At 68.9% G+C, this 15,673-nt stretch carries 12 protein-coding genes and 3 pseudogenes; 7 read left to right on the forward strand and 8 right to left on the reverse strand.

Going from position 1 to position 15,673, the window contains the following annotated elements; genetic code table 11:
- Positions 1-598 precede the first annotated feature (598 nt).
- Positions 599-1,688, forward strand: a protein-coding gene (locus tag IE277_RS39065) for an IS630 family transposase (protein WP_444544854.1) whose coding sequence is annotated in 2 segments (ribosomal slippage) — positions 599-739 and positions 741-1,688 — 1,089 coding nt in all. Because the reading frame shifts where the segments join, the coding sequence is not laid out codon by codon here.
- Here the strand turns inward: IE277_RS39065 and IE277_RS49815 are convergent.
- Positions 1,651-1,785 (reverse strand): annotated as a pseudogene (locus IE277_RS49815) (2-phosphosulfolactate phosphatase); the annotation flags it as partial. The gene IE277_RS39065 and the pseudogene IE277_RS49815 overlap by 38 nt on opposite strands.
- 202 nt (positions 1,786-1,987) lie before the next feature.
- Between IE277_RS49815 and IE277_RS49820 the strand changes: the two are divergent.
- The 3 genes from IE277_RS49820 to IE277_RS39080 are packed head-to-tail and all read left to right on the forward strand — an operon-like array spanning position 1,988 to position 3,419.
- Complete coding sequence (locus tag IE277_RS49820) at positions 1,988-2,197, forward strand: hypothetical protein (RefSeq protein ID WP_373310976.1); 210 nt, start codon at positions 1,988-1,990, stop codon at positions 2,195-2,197.
- Between the two features lie 52 nt (positions 2,198-2,249).
- Positions 2,250-3,017, forward strand: coding sequence for an SDR family NAD(P)-dependent oxidoreductase (locus tag IE277_RS39075; protein ID WP_189958505.1), 768 nt, complete (start codon positions 2,250-2,252; stop codon positions 3,015-3,017).
- A 30-nt stretch (positions 3,018-3,047) separates the two neighbouring features.
- Positions 3,048-3,419: a MerR family transcriptional regulator gene (locus IE277_RS39080; protein ID WP_189958506.1), complete on the forward strand. Its 372-nt coding sequence runs from the start codon at positions 3,048-3,050 to the stop codon at positions 3,417-3,419.
- 40 nt (positions 3,420-3,459) lie between these two features.
- On the opposite strand, the gene IE277_RS39085 is transcribed toward IE277_RS39080, so the two are convergent.
- The 6 genes and pseudogenes from IE277_RS39085 to IE277_RS39110 all read right to left on the reverse strand — a co-directional run bounded on the left by IE277_RS39085 (position 3,460) and on the right by IE277_RS39110 (position 9,904).
- A complete protein-coding gene (locus IE277_RS39085) occupies positions 3,460-3,849 on the reverse strand; it encodes a hypothetical protein (RefSeq protein WP_189958507.1) in 390 nt (129 codons plus the stop codon).
- Positions 3,850-4,461: 612 nt separating this feature from the next.
- Positions 4,462-4,983: a hypothetical protein gene (locus tag IE277_RS39090; RefSeq protein WP_189958508.1), complete on the reverse strand. Its 522-nt coding sequence runs from the start codon at positions 4,981-4,983 to the stop codon at positions 4,462-4,464.
- A 698-nt stretch (positions 4,984-5,681) separates the two neighbouring features.
- The gene (locus tag IE277_RS39095) at positions 5,682-5,993 is read right to left on the reverse strand and encodes an abortive infection family protein (protein ID WP_189958509.1); all 312 of its coding nucleotides are present in this window, start codon (positions 5,991-5,993) and stop codon (positions 5,682-5,684) included.
- A 20-nt stretch (positions 5,994-6,013) separates the two neighbouring features.
- Complete coding sequence (locus IE277_RS39100; protein WP_189958510.1) at positions 6,014-8,569, reverse strand: FtsX-like permease family protein; 2,556 nt, start codon at positions 8,567-8,569, stop codon at positions 6,014-6,016.
- A pseudogene (locus tag IE277_RS39105) lies at positions 8,569-9,321 on the reverse strand (ABC transporter ATP-binding protein). The gene IE277_RS39100 and the pseudogene IE277_RS39105 overlap by 1 nt, the downstream one beginning before the upstream one ends.
- The gene (locus tag IE277_RS39110; protein ID WP_189958511.1) at positions 9,314-9,904 is read right to left on the reverse strand and encodes an ArsR/SmtB family transcription factor; all 591 of its coding nucleotides are present in this window, start codon (positions 9,902-9,904) and stop codon (positions 9,314-9,316) included. The pseudogene IE277_RS39105 and the gene IE277_RS39110 overlap by 8 nt, the downstream one beginning before the upstream one ends.
- A 314-nt stretch (positions 9,905-10,218) precedes the next feature.
- Here IE277_RS39110 and IE277_RS39115 point away from each other — a divergent pair.
- Positions 10,219-10,650: pseudogene (locus tag IE277_RS39115) on the forward strand (helicase associated domain-containing protein); the annotation flags it as partial.
- Positions 10,651-11,157: 507 nt separating this feature from the next.
- On the opposite strand, the gene IE277_RS48045 reads toward IE277_RS39115, so the two are convergent.
- Entirely contained in the window at positions 11,158-11,481 is a 324-nt protein-coding gene (locus tag IE277_RS48045) for a hypothetical protein (RefSeq protein WP_229882291.1), read from the reverse strand.
- A gap of 235 nt (positions 11,482-11,716) precedes the next feature.
- On the opposite strand from IE277_RS48045, the gene IE277_RS39125 reads away from it, so the two are divergent.
- Together IE277_RS39125 and IE277_RS39130 are read left to right on the forward strand one after the other, a co-directional pair.
- The gene (locus IE277_RS39125; protein ID WP_229882292.1) at positions 11,717-13,633 is read left to right on the forward strand and encodes an autotransporter; all 1,917 of its coding nucleotides are present in this window, start codon (positions 11,717-11,719) and stop codon (positions 13,631-13,633) included.
- Between the two features lie 176 nt (positions 13,634-13,809).
- Entirely contained in the window at positions 13,810-15,564 is a 1,755-nt protein-coding gene (locus tag IE277_RS39130; protein ID WP_189958512.1) for an RNA polymerase sigma factor, read from the forward strand.
- The last annotated feature ends 109 nt before the right edge of the window (positions 15,565-15,673 follow it).

A 15,673-nucleotide genomic window follows, 5' to 3' on the forward strand; every position in this document is an offset into this window, starting at 1 on the left:
TGCGGATACACACCAGGCCTGCCCAGGCCTATGGTCGGCACATATGGTGAGCTGTCTTTTTCCACCGAACGGGGGCACAGTCGCCCACCCTCAGCCCTTCGCTCGACCTGATCGTTTGGCACGAACGAAGATCGAACAACCGTGCCATTCTGGGGGCTATCCTGCGAGCGAAGCGGCTTGGTGCCGCCCGGAACAGGAAGCACGAACGATGTCGACTCCCGCGACTCCCGCGCCCCCGATCTCAGAACCGGACCCCTCCGCGCACACCTGCCCCGGTGCCCATGTCGGTCTCTGCGCCGGATACCAGCGCATGGAGCGCTGAGGTCCCGGCGTCTCCTACGTCAGGACACGCGGCTGAGGGCGCCCCATCGACGGCGGCTGCCCACGACCGGTGGGCGGCGTGGCCACCGTCGCCAAGAGTCCGCCGCGCTGCCGGAGCCGACGCCGGACGGGTGCCGAGCACCCCACGGGCCCGCAACTCCCCCAGGTCGGGCAGACGGGCTCCGGGAAGGTCGAGCAGATCAGCTTCTGAACCTGAAAGCGTGATGTCGGGGCGTTCGTCGGACAGCAGGTTGGCGAGGCCGGTAGTCCTGTGCGGGTGAGATATGCGCAGGGCGGCGGGCTGACCGACGCCGGGAGGGCGGCGCGGGAGCGGTTGCGGCTGCAGGCCGTGGAGCGTTTCGAGGGTGGGCAGAGGAACGCGGAGATCGCGGTCGTTTTGCGAGTGAGCGTGCGTTCTGGTGGAGCGATGGCGTAGAGCCTGGCGCGGGCAGGGCGAAACGGGCGTGCTGTCGAAGGGTTCGCCGGGTCGGTCGAAGCTCAGCGAAGCCCAGGTTGTCAGGCCGGAGCGGGAGTTGGAGCGCGATCCGCTCGCCCACGGGTGGGCGGACCAGCGGTGGACGCTGGCGCGGATCAAGACGCTGATCGGCCGTCTGTTCCACGTCTCCTACACCGTGGAGGGAACCTGGGCGCTCCTCAAGCGGCACGGATGGTCCTGGCAGCAGCCCGCCCGGCGGGCGATCGAGCGCGACGATGCGGCGGTCGAGGTGTGGAAGGAAGAAGGAGACGTGGCCGCGGGTAAGACCATCGCGGCGGAGCGCGGCGCTTACCTCGTCTTCGAAGACGAGGCCGGGCAGTCGATGACTCCGTCGTGCGCCAGGACCTGGGGCCGGATCGGCCAAACGCCGGTCGTGCGGGTGCGAGGACGCGGCTCCGGGCGGGTGTCGATGGCCGCTATGACCTGCTACAAGCCCGGGGAGCGAACCCGGTTGTTCTATGCGGTCCGGGAGTACCGGGGTCGCAAGGGCGAGCCGAAGGGCTTCGGCTGGCGCGACTTCCGTGACCTGATCGTCCGCGCGCACATCCAGCTCCGGGCTCCGATCGTGCTCGTGTGGGACAACGTCCGCCTTCACCTGACCGCCGGCATGAAGGAGTTCATTGCCGCGAACACCGAGTGGCTCACCGTGTTCCAGCTGCGGACGTACGCACCGGACCTGAATCCGACCGAAGGAATCTGGTCGCTGGTGAAGCGTGACATCGGAAACCTCGCCGCCTCCGACCTCGCCCAGATCACCCGAACCGTCAAGCAACGCCTCAAACGGATCCAGTACCGTCCTGGACTCATCGACGGCTGCCTCACCTGCACCGGCCTCACCCTGGAAGCAGGGCGCACGGACGCAGGATCATGAGCGAGTCCTCCAACGTCGCCACCATGGCAAAGGGGAACCGGTCGAGTTCCAGGCAGAGTGCGACGTCATCAGGATGGACTCCTTGGCGCACTCCTTTGACGCGGATTTCCAGACTCAGCACCGACGACGTTCAGCACGAGGACGGCAACGTCCTCGTGCGGCTCGGCGACCCATCGTCGACTGTTCCCGCGCCGTTCGACAGAATGCTGCTCGACTACCTGGGACCGCGGCCGAACACCAGGACCGCGACCAACCCCGAAGCCCGATGGCTCTTTCCCGGACGCCGGGCCGAACAACCCATGACCCCAGAAGCTCTGGCACCTCGGCTCCGCAACCTTGGCTTCCCGACCCGGCCAGGCCGCACAGTCGCGATCCGCCAACTCGTCCTCCAGGCCCCCGCCCCGGTGATCGCCAGGATGCTCGGCTACAACGACGACCACACCACCCGGATCGCCGAAGAGGCCGGAGGAACCTGGCGGCACTATGCCCCCGATGACCACTGGCGGTGACTACCGCCCGTCAGGCGCCGCTTGACCTTGCCGCTGGCGGCAGGGTTGCACGATGATCGGCATGAACAGCACCGTACCGCAGAGCAGCAGGATCGTGGCCGTCACCGGAGCCGGCACCGGGATCGGCCGGGCCACCGCCCACGCCTTCGCCGCTGAGGGCGCCCACGTGGTCGCGATCGGGCGGCGGGCCGAGCCCCTCAAGGAGACCGCGGCCAGGCACGACCGAATCACGCCACTGGCCGCCGACATCACCGCCGAGGGCGAGCCGGATCGGATCATCCGGGCCGTGCTGGAGACACACGGCCGACTGGACGTGCTGGTCAACAACGCAGGCATCGTGCGCAGCGGTGCCCTCGGCACGCTGACGCCAGAGATGATCACAGCTCAGCTTGCCACCAACCTCGTCGCGCCCATCCTGCTGGCCCAGGCCGCGCTGCCGCTCCTGGAGAAGTCGGGCGGGGTGATCGTCAATGTCAGTACGTCGGTGGGGCAGCGGGCCTGGCCGGGCAGCTCGGTCTATGCGGCTAGCAAGACGGCTCTAGAGTTGCTGACCCGCAGCTGGGCGGTCGAGCTGGCACCCCGCGGGATCCGGGTGGTGGCGGTCGCCCCCGGCGCGATCGACACCCCCATCGGCGAGCACCAGGGCCTGACACCGGAGCGAATGGCAGCGGTGCGGGAGTGGCAGCTGGCGCACACCCCACTGGCCCGTATCGGCCGTCCCGAGGAGGTGGCCTGGGCAGTCACCCAGCTTGCCGCACCGGCCGCGTCGTTCGTCACCGGAGTGGTACTCCCCGTCGACGGCGGAGCGGTCGTGGCGTGATAGGAGTGGTGCGGGGGGGGGGTGGCATGGGTGCGGATCGGTGAGCTGGCCAGGGCGACTGGGACAACGGCCCGTGCGCTGCGGCACTATGAGCAGGCCGGGCTGATCTGCTCGCAGCGGGCCCCCAACGGCTACCGCATCTACGACGAGCGGGCAGTGGCGCGGGTCCGCAATATCCGCTACCTGCTGGCCGCCGGGCTCACCCTGGATGACGTGCGGGTGTTCCTGCCGTGCCTGGATGGCGATGTGGCTGCCGGACCGCCCTCGGACAAGGGCCTGCGGGTCGCGTTGGAACGGCTGGCGGTCCTCAATGAACGGATCGCCTACCAGACCGAGGCCCGCGACCGGCTGGAAGCCGCGTTGCGACAGGCGACCGGTGGCCGGATCCGCCCAGTGGCCTGAACGCCCGCCTCGTCGCAGAAGCCGGAGGAACCTGGAGTCGCTATGCTCCCCACGGCCACTGACGGTGACCACGAGCCCTCACCGGCCAAGGAATACACGAGTACGCCATCCTCGTGCTTTGCGAGGGCAGCGCGAATCCGTCGACGAGTGCCCAGATGACCCCTTGGGGCGCGGCGTCCGGGACCGTGGTGGCCGTGTCGGCCAGGGTGGGGCAGCCGTTGCCAGTGCCAGTCGGGGCCGGCGCGGACGATGTAGGGGCGGGGCTGGAGGCGTGCGGTCTGCCGGCCTTGTCGTCGCTGCGGCCGCTGCCTTCCACGATCACGTAGACGGCGAGCAGGACCACCAGAGCCACGAAGACACCCGAGGCGATGAACAGCCGGGCGGGAAATGAACTGGTGGACGGTTCTCCCCCGAGCGGATCGATCGGCATGGTCGTTCCCCCTTTGCTGTGGTCAGAAAATCGCGTTTCCGATCGGAGGCCAGCAGAGAGGCGCCAAGGACGGTGCCGTGCTTCCCCCGTTTTCACCCAGGTCGCCATCACCGCGGCAAACGCGGTCGCCTCCGGCGTGGCCGCCGCCGCGCTGTGCGGCCTCGTCATCGGCGCCACCAAGCACGAGATCGGCTACGCGGCCGTCGGGGTCGGCTTCATCGTCGGTCTCGCCGCCAGCAAGGCAGGCGGCCTCATCCTGTCCTCCCGATCGCCGCCGTCGTCCTGGCCCTGGCCCCCGTCTACTTCGGCCGGGCAGGCCGGCTCTCGTCCAGCCCGGTTCATTCGCCGTTTCGGGCGGCGACTCGGCCGGAGTGGAACGCACGAGGTCGGCTTTGTGGATGCGGAGGAACTCGGCCACGGGCGGAATTCATTGATCTGCAGAAACGCGGTCTTCGCGGCGTGTACGTTCCGCGAAGCACGGTGGGCGTCCGCGGCCAGCACTGCCGATCGGTTCGCCACCGCGACGGCAACATTGGGGGCAGCAGGGCGACGAACCGGCTCAGCGAACTCGCCGAGATCCATGCCCGCGACGACCAGGTCACTACGCACGGTTCACCGCGCTGAAGCCGTGGGGTTCAGGCCCCTTTCCTTCTCATTGATCCGCTGGATCACCATGCGCGTCACAGCCAACAAACGCTCGGTCGGCACGTGCGTTCCCGGCTTCCACGAGTACTCGATCCTGCCGATGACCGTGCCCTGCTGGAAGGTCATGCCCCTACCCGTCCAGAGCAAATGGTCCTCTGGCGCAACGAGGTCGAACGTATACGCGCGCTCACCGGTCGGACCTGGATAGCGGTCCATATCATCCGTTTTGTCCCTCGTTTTGAAAGCTTGAGCCGCCGACCGTTCGTCGGGGAAAGAAACCAGGTGGATCCCGATCTCTTGATCTACAAGGTTGATAAACACAGAAAGGCCCACCGCCCCAGCCCTGGCGCACCAGGCACCCGGCCACTCCTCGTCCTGACACTGAGAAGGATCCTTCGCCAAGTCCCAGGCATCGACTGTGCGTCCCCCCAAGTCCGAGGGCATGTTGCGGCTTGTGGGCAAAACGGTCTGCAGTTGCGTGGAGTCCACGACCGGTAGGCGGCCGCTGGACGGGCTGGCAGCGCCCTTGCCAGTCGGACCAGCGGAAGTCCCACCGCACCCGGCCGCTGCGATGCAGCAAACCGCTGACACGAGCACAACACGCACCAGGCTGGGAAGGCGGCCTGCCAACGCGCCGCCCACCAAAGTTGATCCCCCCTTGATCACAGATGTCGATTTTGCTGCAGAGGCGCCCACCGCTCAAGATCCGGATTCAGTCCCGGCTGGATCCATCCGTCAAGGAACAGACTCGATCCACCCCACAACCGAAGATCCCCCCCCCCGCCACGGTTGCACCACTACAGGGCACATGACCCGCCGCGGTCCGGCGTCGGGGCAGGCGAGGCGACCAGTGCTGTGAAGGCGCGACGGCGAACCGAGCTCACCGGCATAGTGAAGGCGACCGTCTATCTGCGTGCGCTGCGGGGGACGGCAGGACTTGACCATCCACCACCGCGTGAACCGCGGCATGGGCGGCGCCCGCGAGGAGTAGATCAACCAGGCCCACAACCTGCTGCTGGTGTGCACCATGTAACTCGTGGTTCGAGGGCCACCCTCGGGAGTCGTACGAGCGCGGATGGAAGGTCCGCCGGCCGGAGCTGCCCGGCGAGGACCTGGTGCTCTACCCCGACGGCCGCAAGTACATGACGGCACGATCGTCCCGCTCCGATAATTCGGAGTGGGCACGGTCAGGTAGCCGCGGCCGACGTCGGTGCCTGAGGCTGGCATGGGATCGCAGCCTTCCTCCAGGGCGCTGCGGGGTCTCCCAAGGTGTCGAGCATGAGTTGGCACCAGGTAATGGCCGCATTGGCAGCCAGTTGGGCGTGGCGGATTCCAAGGTTGGTGGGCGCGCTGGCCTGGCCGTGTCCAGTGCCGTATCCACGGTTGCGTAGTTCCGCTACGCCGACGGCGATCGAGGCCACGCCACCAAGGATCCGATCCTGAAGACCCTCACCCGAACAACAAGCCCGTGGACCGCACCTTCGCCGGGCCCGCCTCATGTTTCTTCTCGCTTCGGGCTTCAGTCTGCGATCGTGTCGGTGGGGCTTGCGCGCAGGGTGATCCTGCCGGGGAGCACCGTCGCGATGAGGGCCAGCGCCGCGGCTGCCGCCACGATCGTCAGATAGATCACGGGGGACATGGCCGGAGCCGCCTCACCTGTCATGCCGATACTGAAGGATGTGAGCGTGGCCAACGAGATCCCCGTACCGAGCACGATCGCGGTGAGCGCCACGGTCAGGGCCTCCAGGCGGAGCATCCGCAGGACCTGTCGCCGGGTCATGCCGGCCAGGCGCAGGAGGGCGAACTCGCGTGACCGGTCGGCGGTGGACATGGCCAGGGTGTTGACTGAGGCGATGGCGGTGAAGGCCACGATGAGCCCCATGGCCACGTAGTTGACCTCGGCGTTCTCCTCGTGCGTCGTCGCCTGACGGTCCGCCATACGTCCGCTGCCGGTGACCACCGCGCCGGGGAAGTCCTTCACGACCCCTGCCAGTTGCTCCCGTACCGTGTCCCGCTTGGCACCGCCGCCGGCCGCGACGAGCACGGAGTCGCTGAGCGGATTGTCGATGTGCCCGGCCACGAGATCATGTGCCATGGTCAGGTCTCCGAAGCCGAGTCCCCGCTTGTACACCGCGACGACGCTCACGGTGGCGGGAGTGCCGTCGCCCAGCACCAGCTTCATCGTGTCGCCGGGATGAAGACCCTTGCTGTTGGCGACCACATCACTGACGGCGACTGCGTGGCCGCCGAGTCGGTCCAATGAGCCCTCGGTGACCTTCAGGTCCATGGTCGAGGCAAGACCGCGGGGGGTTACGCCCTGGACGGAGTACTTGTCCAGGCCGGGCGTGCGGACGGACGTGTGCACGATCTCGGTCACGGCCCTCACGCCGGGCAGGCTCCGTATCCGGTCGGCTACGGCGCCGGGCACGCCGGGTCCTGTGGAGTCGACCACCCAGTCCGCTGTGACACCGTTGCGGACCTGATGCTCGGCCGCGTTGCCCAGGGTGGTCTGGACGAAGATGATGGTGGACGCCATGCCGACCAGGAGGGTGAGCGGTGTGATCACGGCGGCCAGCCGCTTGGCGTTGGCGCGGGCGTTGTGCGCCGCGAGATACCCGGCGACCCTGGACAGCCGCAGCGGAACGCCCAGGACCGCCAGTGCGCCCTTGGCCGTCAGCGGGCCGAGCAGCGCGAGCCCGATCGAGATCACGAGGACCACGAGGTAGGTCACCGGCATCGAGGTCGGTTCCGTGTGCAGTGCGGCCAGGACCACGAGCAGGACCATCCCGCCGGCCAGTGCGATTGCCCCGGCCGCGAGCCGCCCCCAGGGCAGGCGGTCGCCCTCGATGGCGGCTTCGGACATCGCCTCGGCCGGACGGATTCGCGAGATGCGGCGCGCCGAGATACGCGCCGCCGCCCAGGCGGCGAACAGTGTCGCGGCCATCGCCACCAACACCGGGAAGGGGCTGCGGACGAGCTTGAGGGTCTCCGGGATCGTCCCGAAGCCCACGAACTTTCCGTGCAGCCAGGACGCCAGCGGCAGACCGGCCGCCGCGCCGAACAGACCGGCGGCGAAGCCGACGCACACCGCCTCCCGGCCGATCAGCCGGCGCACTTGCTTGGGGGGTGCCGCCACGGCCCGCAACAGGGCGATCTCCTGGCGGCGTTGCTGGATGGACAGGGCGAACGTGCCGGACACGACCAGGACCGCCACGAGCAGCCCGCTAGCGCCGATCGCGCCTCCCATGCTGATCAGCTTGACCCGGGCCTTGGCTGCCCCGAGGAACTCCACCCGGCCGCGGTCACCGCCGGTGGACACCTGCTCGTGGGGCGAGTCATTGAGGGCCGTCCGCACCGCCTTGGCCAACTCTGTGGTGCTCACACCCTCCTTGGGCAGCACGCCGATCACGGCTTCCTGGCCTAAGCGGCCGGCCAGCCGGCGGGCCTCGTCCGAGGAGAAGAAGACCGCGGCCTGTTCCTTCAGATCACCGCCTGGGGTGGTGGCGATCCCGGTCACCGTGTACGTCGAAGGCGAGCCGGTGGCCTGAACGGTCACCTTGTCGCCGGCGGCCAGGCCTGCGCGGGAGGCCAGCCCCCGGTCGATGACGATCTCATGGGCGGTCCGCGGAGGCGCCCCCTTGTCGATGCGGAACGGTGTCAGCTGGGCAGACGCCCACGCGTGCCCCGACGACTCCTTGCCGTCCGGGCCGCTGAAGATCCTGCCGTTCGATCCGACCACGTACGCGGGGAAGTCGAGTTCCGGCACGACCGCCCGCACCCCGGGGGCCGTCTTGATCCGCTCTCGGGTGGCGGAGGGCAGCCACACCCTTTCGTCGAGCGGCTTGGCCTTGTCCTTGGTCTTGCCCTTCTTCTTCGTGACGTGGTGGACGTTCTGGTCTGCCGCCACGATGACGGGCGTGCCGGAGTACCGCTCGGTACCGATCTCGCCGCGCAGTCCGGTCTCCAGCAGACCACCGCAGGCGGTCACCAGAGCCGCGGCGCACATCAGCGCCAGGAACGCCCCGATGAACCCCGCCTTGCGGGCCTTCAAGGACTGCAGTGCGTAACGCAGCATCAGGCCCACGCTCCGAGGTGTGCCATGCGGTCGGCGACGCGGTCGGCAGACGGCGACTGCATCCGGTCGGCGATGCGGCCGTCCGCGAGGAAGAGCACCGTGTCCGCGTAGGACGCCGCGACCGGATCATGGGTGACCATCACCACCGTCTGGCCGGTGGCGTCAACGCACGAGCGCAGCAGGGTGAGGATGTCCCTGGCGGTGACCGTGTCCAGCGCGCCGGTCGGCTCGTCACCGAAGATGACATGAGGGCGCGTGATCAACGCGCGAGCGATGGCGACCCGCTGCTGCTAGCCGCCGGAGAGCTGGGACGGCCGCGTGTCGGCCTTTCCCGTGAGACCTACCCGGGCCAGCACCTCCTCCAGCCAGCGCCTGTCGACCCGTTCACCGGACAGCCTCAGTGGCAGGACGATGTTGTCCCGGACTGTCAGTGACGGCACGAGGTTGTATGCCTGGAAGACGAATCCGACGTGCTTGCGGCGCAGCTTCGTCAGCTGGGTCTCGTTCATGCCGCTGAGCGCGATGCCGCCGATCCAGCATGCGCCGGAGGTGAGGCTGTCCAGGCCCGCCGCGCAGTGCAGAAACGTGCTCTTGCCCGATCCCGACGGGCCCATGACCGCGGTGAAGGTGCCAGGTGGGATGGCGACGGACACCGTGTCCAGCGCCCGGACGTCACGCCCTCTGCGGTCTGCGCTGCCGTAGATCTTGGTCACCGAATCGAGCCGGACGGCCTGGGGCGTGCCGCTAAGCAACGTCTTCTCCTGACTGGTTCGGGGCCGGAAAGGCCAGGAATCGGGTGAGCACGGTCCGTGCCCCCGCCGGGGCTCCCTCAGGCCGCTTGTACCGGTTGAGGAGCGCGATGTACTCCTCGAAGAGGTCGTGCAGCTCTGTGAGGGTCATCTGGACGGTTCCGCGTGAGTAGGGGAAGGCGTCCATCCACTCCCCCAGGTCGTCGCCTTGCTGCTGCAGTTGTTCGAACAGCCGTAGATCCGCGGTGTAGGCGAGCCGGTTCATCTCGTCGACGACGACACGGGTCTGCGGATCCTGCGCGCTGCGCGTCGGTAGCCGTAGGTCGCCCGAGACCGCACGCCACCAGCGCTCGCGACCGCGTCCCTTGCCCTTGTTCCCGGATGCGGCGTCGGCCCGGACCTCCTCGACGAAACCGTGCCGGGCGAGTTCTCGCAGGTGGTAGCTGGTCGCGCCGGTGTTGAGATCGAGGGCACGGGCGAGGGTGGCGGACGTGGCCGGGCCGTGCATGGCCAGCTGTTCGAGCATCTGCTGGCGTCTGGGATGTGCGAGAGCCTTCAGCCCGCTGAGGGAGGGGGTGAACGTCATGTCCACAGATTGCTGTGCACAGACCTTTGTGCACGATCCTGCAGGCACCCCGGGCCATGGTGGGGATAACCCACGTGCCCCGCCCCTACCGATGACATCCCCGCCGCGTCACCAGAACGTCACCACGACCGCGTCACCAACGACAGGCGCGGTCTTCGGCGCGGCCGGCCGCATGCGTGGTGCCCCGCCACAGGCGGCGCGACGGGAACACCACGAACACGCCCGGCAGGCTGCCCCAGCAGCCAGACCGGGAATCACAGAACCTGCGTACAGGGCACTTTCATGATGCGGACACCACCACAGGCCGGCCGCCGGAGCCACGCCGCAAGGAACTGCTGGACTCACCGGAGGCCGGGATGGTATGGGAGCCCGGAGAGGAAGCCTGGGAGGCCAAGCTCGCCGCGCTCCGCTCCTACCACCGGGCAACCGGACACCTCGCGCCCCGCCAGGACGCGGTCCGGGGCGAGAGCGAAGCGACGGTGCCCATCGGGCAGCACATCGCCAACCTCCGACGCAAGGGCGCGAAGAACGGCCTGGGCAAGAACCCGGAGCGGGCCGCGCAGCGCGCGGCGCAGCTCACCGCGATCGACCCGGACTGGGACAGCCCGTGGCCGCTGGACTGGCAGCGCCACTACCGGGTCCTCGCCGACCTGGTCGACGCCGACGGCACCCTGCCCGACATCGCACCCGGCGTGCTGATGGACGGCGACAACATCGGCAAGTGGCTCCAGCAGCCGGGCACCTGGGTGCCAGTCGGAGGTCGCCCGGTACGGCTGACTGCCGCTCGGCCCACCCCAGGCCGGGCCGGCCCACTTGCCCATTGTGGGGAGATTCGCCCGCCAGACTTGTCAGGGAAGCATCCGGTAAACTTCCTCCCGCAGCAGTCCGACGTACGGCCAGCTGACATGCACACGTTCTCCGCCTCCTTGAAAGCGGGTAAGTCGCATGTTCCGTCGTACTGCCTTGGCTTTGGCCGCCTCGGCGCTGCTGGCCGGCACCATCGTCGGAGCCGGAGCCACGAACGCCTCAGCCGCCAACTGGGGCTGCGGTTGCCGTTCCACCAACTCCGGCTGGGCCAAGACACCAGGAGGCATAACGCTGAACCCCTGTAAGGCCTCTATGCCTCCTCTAACGGGCAGATCACACCGTCGTCCAAACACTGCAGGATGACCGCCACTGCAGGATGACCGCAAGGCCGAACACCGGCACGATGGCGGGCCGGTCGGCAACTCAGCCGGCACCCGGCTTCGATGCTAGAGATCTTGGACGGCGCGCAGAGCCTGGTCCACCCGGGCCATGGCCGCGGCACCGACGGGGCCGAGGAGCTTGGCACCCTCGAACCGGTTGACCCGCAACTGTGTGATGTTGACGGCCACTGCAGTGCACGGGATCGGATCGCCGATCACCACGGACATGGCCGTGTCCGGGTACCGGCCGCTCTCGTGTACGTCTGCACGCCAGGTCACCGCATCCTCGTCGGGAGCGGACAAGGTGGTGCCGTCCACGGCGACCAGGCAGAACGACCGAGCATGTTCGCCGGCTCCCTCGCCCGCGTCCAGTGCTGCGCCAACAAGCAATTCGCCGCCACGACCATGTCCAGGTCTGTGCGCTTGCGCAGCATCTCTGTGAACGCCCGCACGCCTCCAGCGATCGTCTCGGTGCCAGCCACCACGCGATGTGCGCCGCCCCAGGGTGCGGATGGGCGGCGTGGGCGGAACGGAGAATTTCTCCGGGTTTTTGAGATCCCGGTGGCCGACCACCGGTCTTCAGGTCCGTAAGGATCACCAGCACTCCAGGAAGCACCCTGACTCGATGAAGCGATCTTGGCACCTTGTCCTGGCGGCGGCTCTCGTCGCGGGAGCCGTCACACCGGTGGTCGCGGTGGGCAGCGCAGTCGCCGCAGACGGCGACATCACCTCGGCCGTCCTGGCCAACCGTGACGTCGTCCTGACCGGCGACGCGGTGGTGCGCGTCCCGCAGGGAACCCACACGTACACCGGCGTGATCAGCGGTGAAGGAGCCCTTCGCGTGTCCGGCATCGGCACGCTGGTCCTCGCCAAGGACAGCACCTTCACCCTGCCGCACTCCCGGCAGCACCAGAGGGTTCAGATCCCGGGCGGCAACCACCCGTACGTCGTGGTCGGCAGTCCCGACGAGCCCGCGGTCACGGTGGACTCGGGGGCGACCCTCCAGTACGGCACCGGCGGTACGACCGGCCTGATCGGGTCCTTCCCGTACAACACGCCCGGTTACCAGCAGAACCAGGACAACATCCGGGTGGACGGCACGCTGCGCCTGTCACTGACCCGGCTGTTCAACCTGGGCGTCATCAGCGGCTCCGGCCTGGTCACCCAGCCGCGGAACATGTGGGGAACGCTCCAGATCTGTGGCACCAACCCGTTCTCGGGCATCCTCGACAACGGCACGGGCGTCAACTTCGCGAGTACCACCTGTGCCGCCGACCTGCCCAACGCCCGCTCCGTCGTCAACCGCGGTTCATGGATCATCGACACCCCGCTCGACCACACCGTCGTACAGCGGCAGAAGTTCTACAGCCACGAGTACGGCAACGACGTCAACGTGCACTCCCGCCCGGGCAGCAAGGTGATCCTCACCGGCGTCTACAGCTGGAGTGACAGCGGCGACGGGGCGGCGCCGTCGCTGAGCGACCCCGGACTGAACTGGCGGCCCGTGGCCCACAAACTCAACAAGCGCGGCACCAACATCGAGGGCGCCGACGTCCAGTGGGGCGACGGGACCACACACCAGATCTTCATGCCCGGCACGGCACAGACGGTCTACATCAACCTGCACGCCAGACGGCAGCGCTCCCGGCTCACCTTCGACTACAACGGACCGGTGACCCTGGGCGCGCCCATCGGCGGCGGCATGTATCACGACACCCTCAGTGCTCCCGGCGCCGGGGACGTCGTCATCGCCGGCACCAGCGGCAACGACGTGACCTTCGCAGCAGCGCAGTACTACGACGGATCCACCACCATCGACAAGAACGCGACCCTCCGCCTCGGTTCCGGGACCGCCGGCGGCGACGGAAGCCTCCACACCGGCGGAGCCTTCGACAAAGTGATCGACAACGGTTCGCTCGTGCTCCGCAACACCGGGACGCCCACCTCCCTCCCGGCGGTGACCGGTGCCGGATCGGTGACACAGAACGGAGCCGCGGCCACCACCGTCACCAGCGCCGCCTACACCGGCGCCACCACCGTGGCCAAAGGCAGCCTGATCGTCTCCGGCACCTCCCTGCGGACATCTGACGCGGTCTCTCTGACCGGTCCCTCGGCCGTCCTGGACCTCAGCAAGGCACGCGACACGACCCTGCGCAGGCTACGGGTCGTCACAGGCGCGAAGATCCTACTGTCCCGGAACTCCCCCGAGCTGACCGTCGGTTCGACGACCGCAGCAGCCTCCGGTACCGGTCTCGCCATCGACAGGGCGCGCTTCTCCGTCAGCCGGGCCGGCGACCACACCGTGCTCACCGCTCTCGCCTCCTCCGCCGCGACAGGACCGGCGCCCTCCCCGGCCCGGACCCGCCGAGCGGCCACGCCCCCGGGCGCCCCCACCGGCACCATGGCGGACACCGGCAGCAACCTCGGTGGTCTGTGGACCGTCGCAGGACTGGCGGGCGTCGTTCTCGCCGGCGTCGCCGCGGTCTTCGTCTTCGTGCGCAGCCGCTCGCGTCCGCGCACGTCCCCGCGTCACTCCCGCTGATCCCCGCCCGCCACGGATTGCACAGGCCCACCCATGGCTGTCAGCGCTCGCCCCTTACGATGGCATCGCTGCCACGGTGTCCGTGCTACCGACGGCGGTTGCCCGAAGACCCCCGCAACCTGGCTCGTTCGGCGCGAGTGGGGCTTCGTACCCGCGGCAGGTCGAAGGGAGACCCGATGCCACAGCATGCCGCGCCCGCGGCCGACGTGATAGCCGCGGCTCGGGCCGGCGAACGCCGTGCCTTGGAAGAGCTCAGCTCCCGGACGCTTCCGCTGGTCTACAGCGTCGCGGCGCGTGCGCACCCGTACCGCGACGACGTCGACGACATCGTCCAGGAGACGATGATGCGCATCCTGCGCGGCATCGGGGGACTGGAACGCCCGGAGGCGTTCCGATCCTGGGTGATCACCATCACCGTGAACGAGGTCCGCGACCACATCCGCAGGCGCGGCAGGAGGGAGACGACGGGAGCGGCGTTCGACGCGGCGGAGCACCAGCCCGACCCGGGCGCCGACTTCACCGAGAGGGTCATCCTCAACCTGCGGCTGTCCGGGCAGCGCGAGGAGACCTTGCGCGCGACCCGTTGGCTCGACGAGGACGACCGGGAGCTGCTGTCACTGTGGTGGCTGGAGACGGCCGGCCGACTCGCCCGGGCCGAGCTCGCCTCCGCTCTGGACATGACCGGCCATCAAGCGGCTGTACGGGTGCAACGCATGAAGGAACGCCTGCACACCTCCCGTGTCATCGTCCGAGCCCTCGCCGCCAGGCCCGCATGCCGGGAACTGACCCGGCTGACCCTGAACTGGAACGGAGCCCCCAGCGGCCTGTGGCGCAAACGCCTCGGCCGCCATGTGCGGCAGTGCCCGCGGTGCGTGCGCCACGAGGAAGGCATGCTGGCCCTGGAAGGACTGCTGGCGCCCCTGGCCCTCCTGCCCCTGCCGGCGGCACTGCTGGCCTGGCGCCCGTGGCTGTCCGAGGGAACGCACGCCGCGGCGGCCGGCCATGCCAGCACCACGGCCACTTCAGGCGGCGCAGGTTCCGCGACGGCAGGGACCGCAGGCACGAGTCTCACCGCGAAGACCGTGGTGGCGGCGAGTGCGCTGCTCGCCGTGGGCGGCGCGCTCGTGTACGCCGGACCATGGTCCAGCCCGTCGGCGCGTCCGGCCACCGCCCCGACGGCTTCCAGCCCGGCACCCGCGCCCTCGCCCACCGCATCCGCACCACCGTCGCGGCCGGCACAGGAACTGGGCTCGGCCGTCTCGCGTCCCTCGCCCCGGCCGCAGTACGGGTCCGTGGTCGACACCGTGGACAGCGCGCCGCCGCCGGACCGGCCGCCCGCGGCATTGCCCCACCGCCCGCAGACCACGGTGACGATGACGGGGCTCAAGAAGCACCTGAACGGCTACCAGCTCGTCCACCGCGGGGACACGGTGGTACTGCACGGGAAGGGCTACTTCACCGTCCACTGGGACGTGATGTACGGGCTGCGCCCCGGGCTGCTGACCATGCCCTCGTGGACCGGACTGCGAGGAAGGCTGTTCCACGTGGCCTCGGGCGGCGGCCACCGCATGGACGACCGCCAGCCGGGCGCGACCGCCGGCGGCACCTGGATGGGCAACCGGCAGCAGGGACTGATCACCCTCCCGCCCGGAGCCCAGCAGATGTGGCAGAACGAGTACTACTACCTCGACGGCAGCGTCACACTCCACCTCAACGAAACCCAGGCCGACTACAACCTCGACGTCCTGCCCTCCTCCTGGCAGGAGACAGCCGACGACATCGCCACTCCCCCGGCCCCGCACTCCGCCGACCGCGAACGGTACGGACTCGTGCGCGACACCGGCCGTGACGACGCCCCCGTACCGCAGTACACCACCCGCTCCACGCCGACCGACGCAGGCACCGTGCCCCAGCGCTCCGTCGTGTCCTGACCACGCGCGGTTGCCCAGGCGAGGCGGTGTGAGGGTACCCCCGTAGCGCGGAGCCTGTGATTGCAGGGAGAGTTGGGATTCATGGGGTCCAAACAATGCACGTACAAAG

Source organism: Streptomyces alanosinicus (genome assembly GCF_014650595.1).
GTDB classification, from domain to species: domain Bacteria; phylum Actinomycetota; class Actinomycetes; order Streptomycetales; family Streptomycetaceae; genus Streptomyces; species Streptomyces alanosinicus.

What these genes read in the sequence shown, in the direction of transcription:
- IE277_RS49820 (WP_373310976.1), top strand. Translation starts at nt 1,988, where the DNA reads ATGACCCCAGAAGCTCTGGCACCTCGGCTCCGCAACCTTGGCTTCCCG.
- IE277_RS39075 (WP_189958505.1), top strand. Translation starts at nt 2,250, where the DNA reads ATGATCGGCATGAACAGCACCGTACCGCAGAGCAGCAGGATCGTGGCC.
- IE277_RS39085 (WP_189958507.1), bottom strand. Translation starts at nt 3,849, where the DNA reads ATGCCGATCGATCCGCTCGGGGGAGAACCGTCCACCAGTTCATTTCCC.
- IE277_RS39095 (WP_189958509.1), bottom strand. Translation starts at nt 5,993, where the DNA reads ATGAGGCGGGCCCGGCGAAGGTGCGGTCCACGGGCTTGTTGTTCGGGT.
- IE277_RS39100 (WP_189958510.1), bottom strand. Translation starts at nt 8,569, where the DNA reads ATGCTGCGTTACGCACTGCAGTCCTTGAAGGCCCGCAAGGCGGGGTTC.
- IE277_RS39110 (WP_189958511.1), bottom strand. Translation starts at nt 9,904, where the DNA reads ATGACGTTCACCCCCTCCCTCAGCGGGCTGAAGGCTCTCGCACATCCC.
- IE277_RS39125 (WP_229882292.1), top strand. Translation starts at nt 11,717, where the DNA reads ATGAAGCGATCTTGGCACCTTGTCCTGGCGGCGGCTCTCGTCGCGGGA.
- IE277_RS39130 (WP_189958512.1), top strand. Translation starts at nt 13,810, where the DNA reads ATGCCACAGCATGCCGCGCCCGCGGCCGACGTGATAGCCGCGGCTCGG.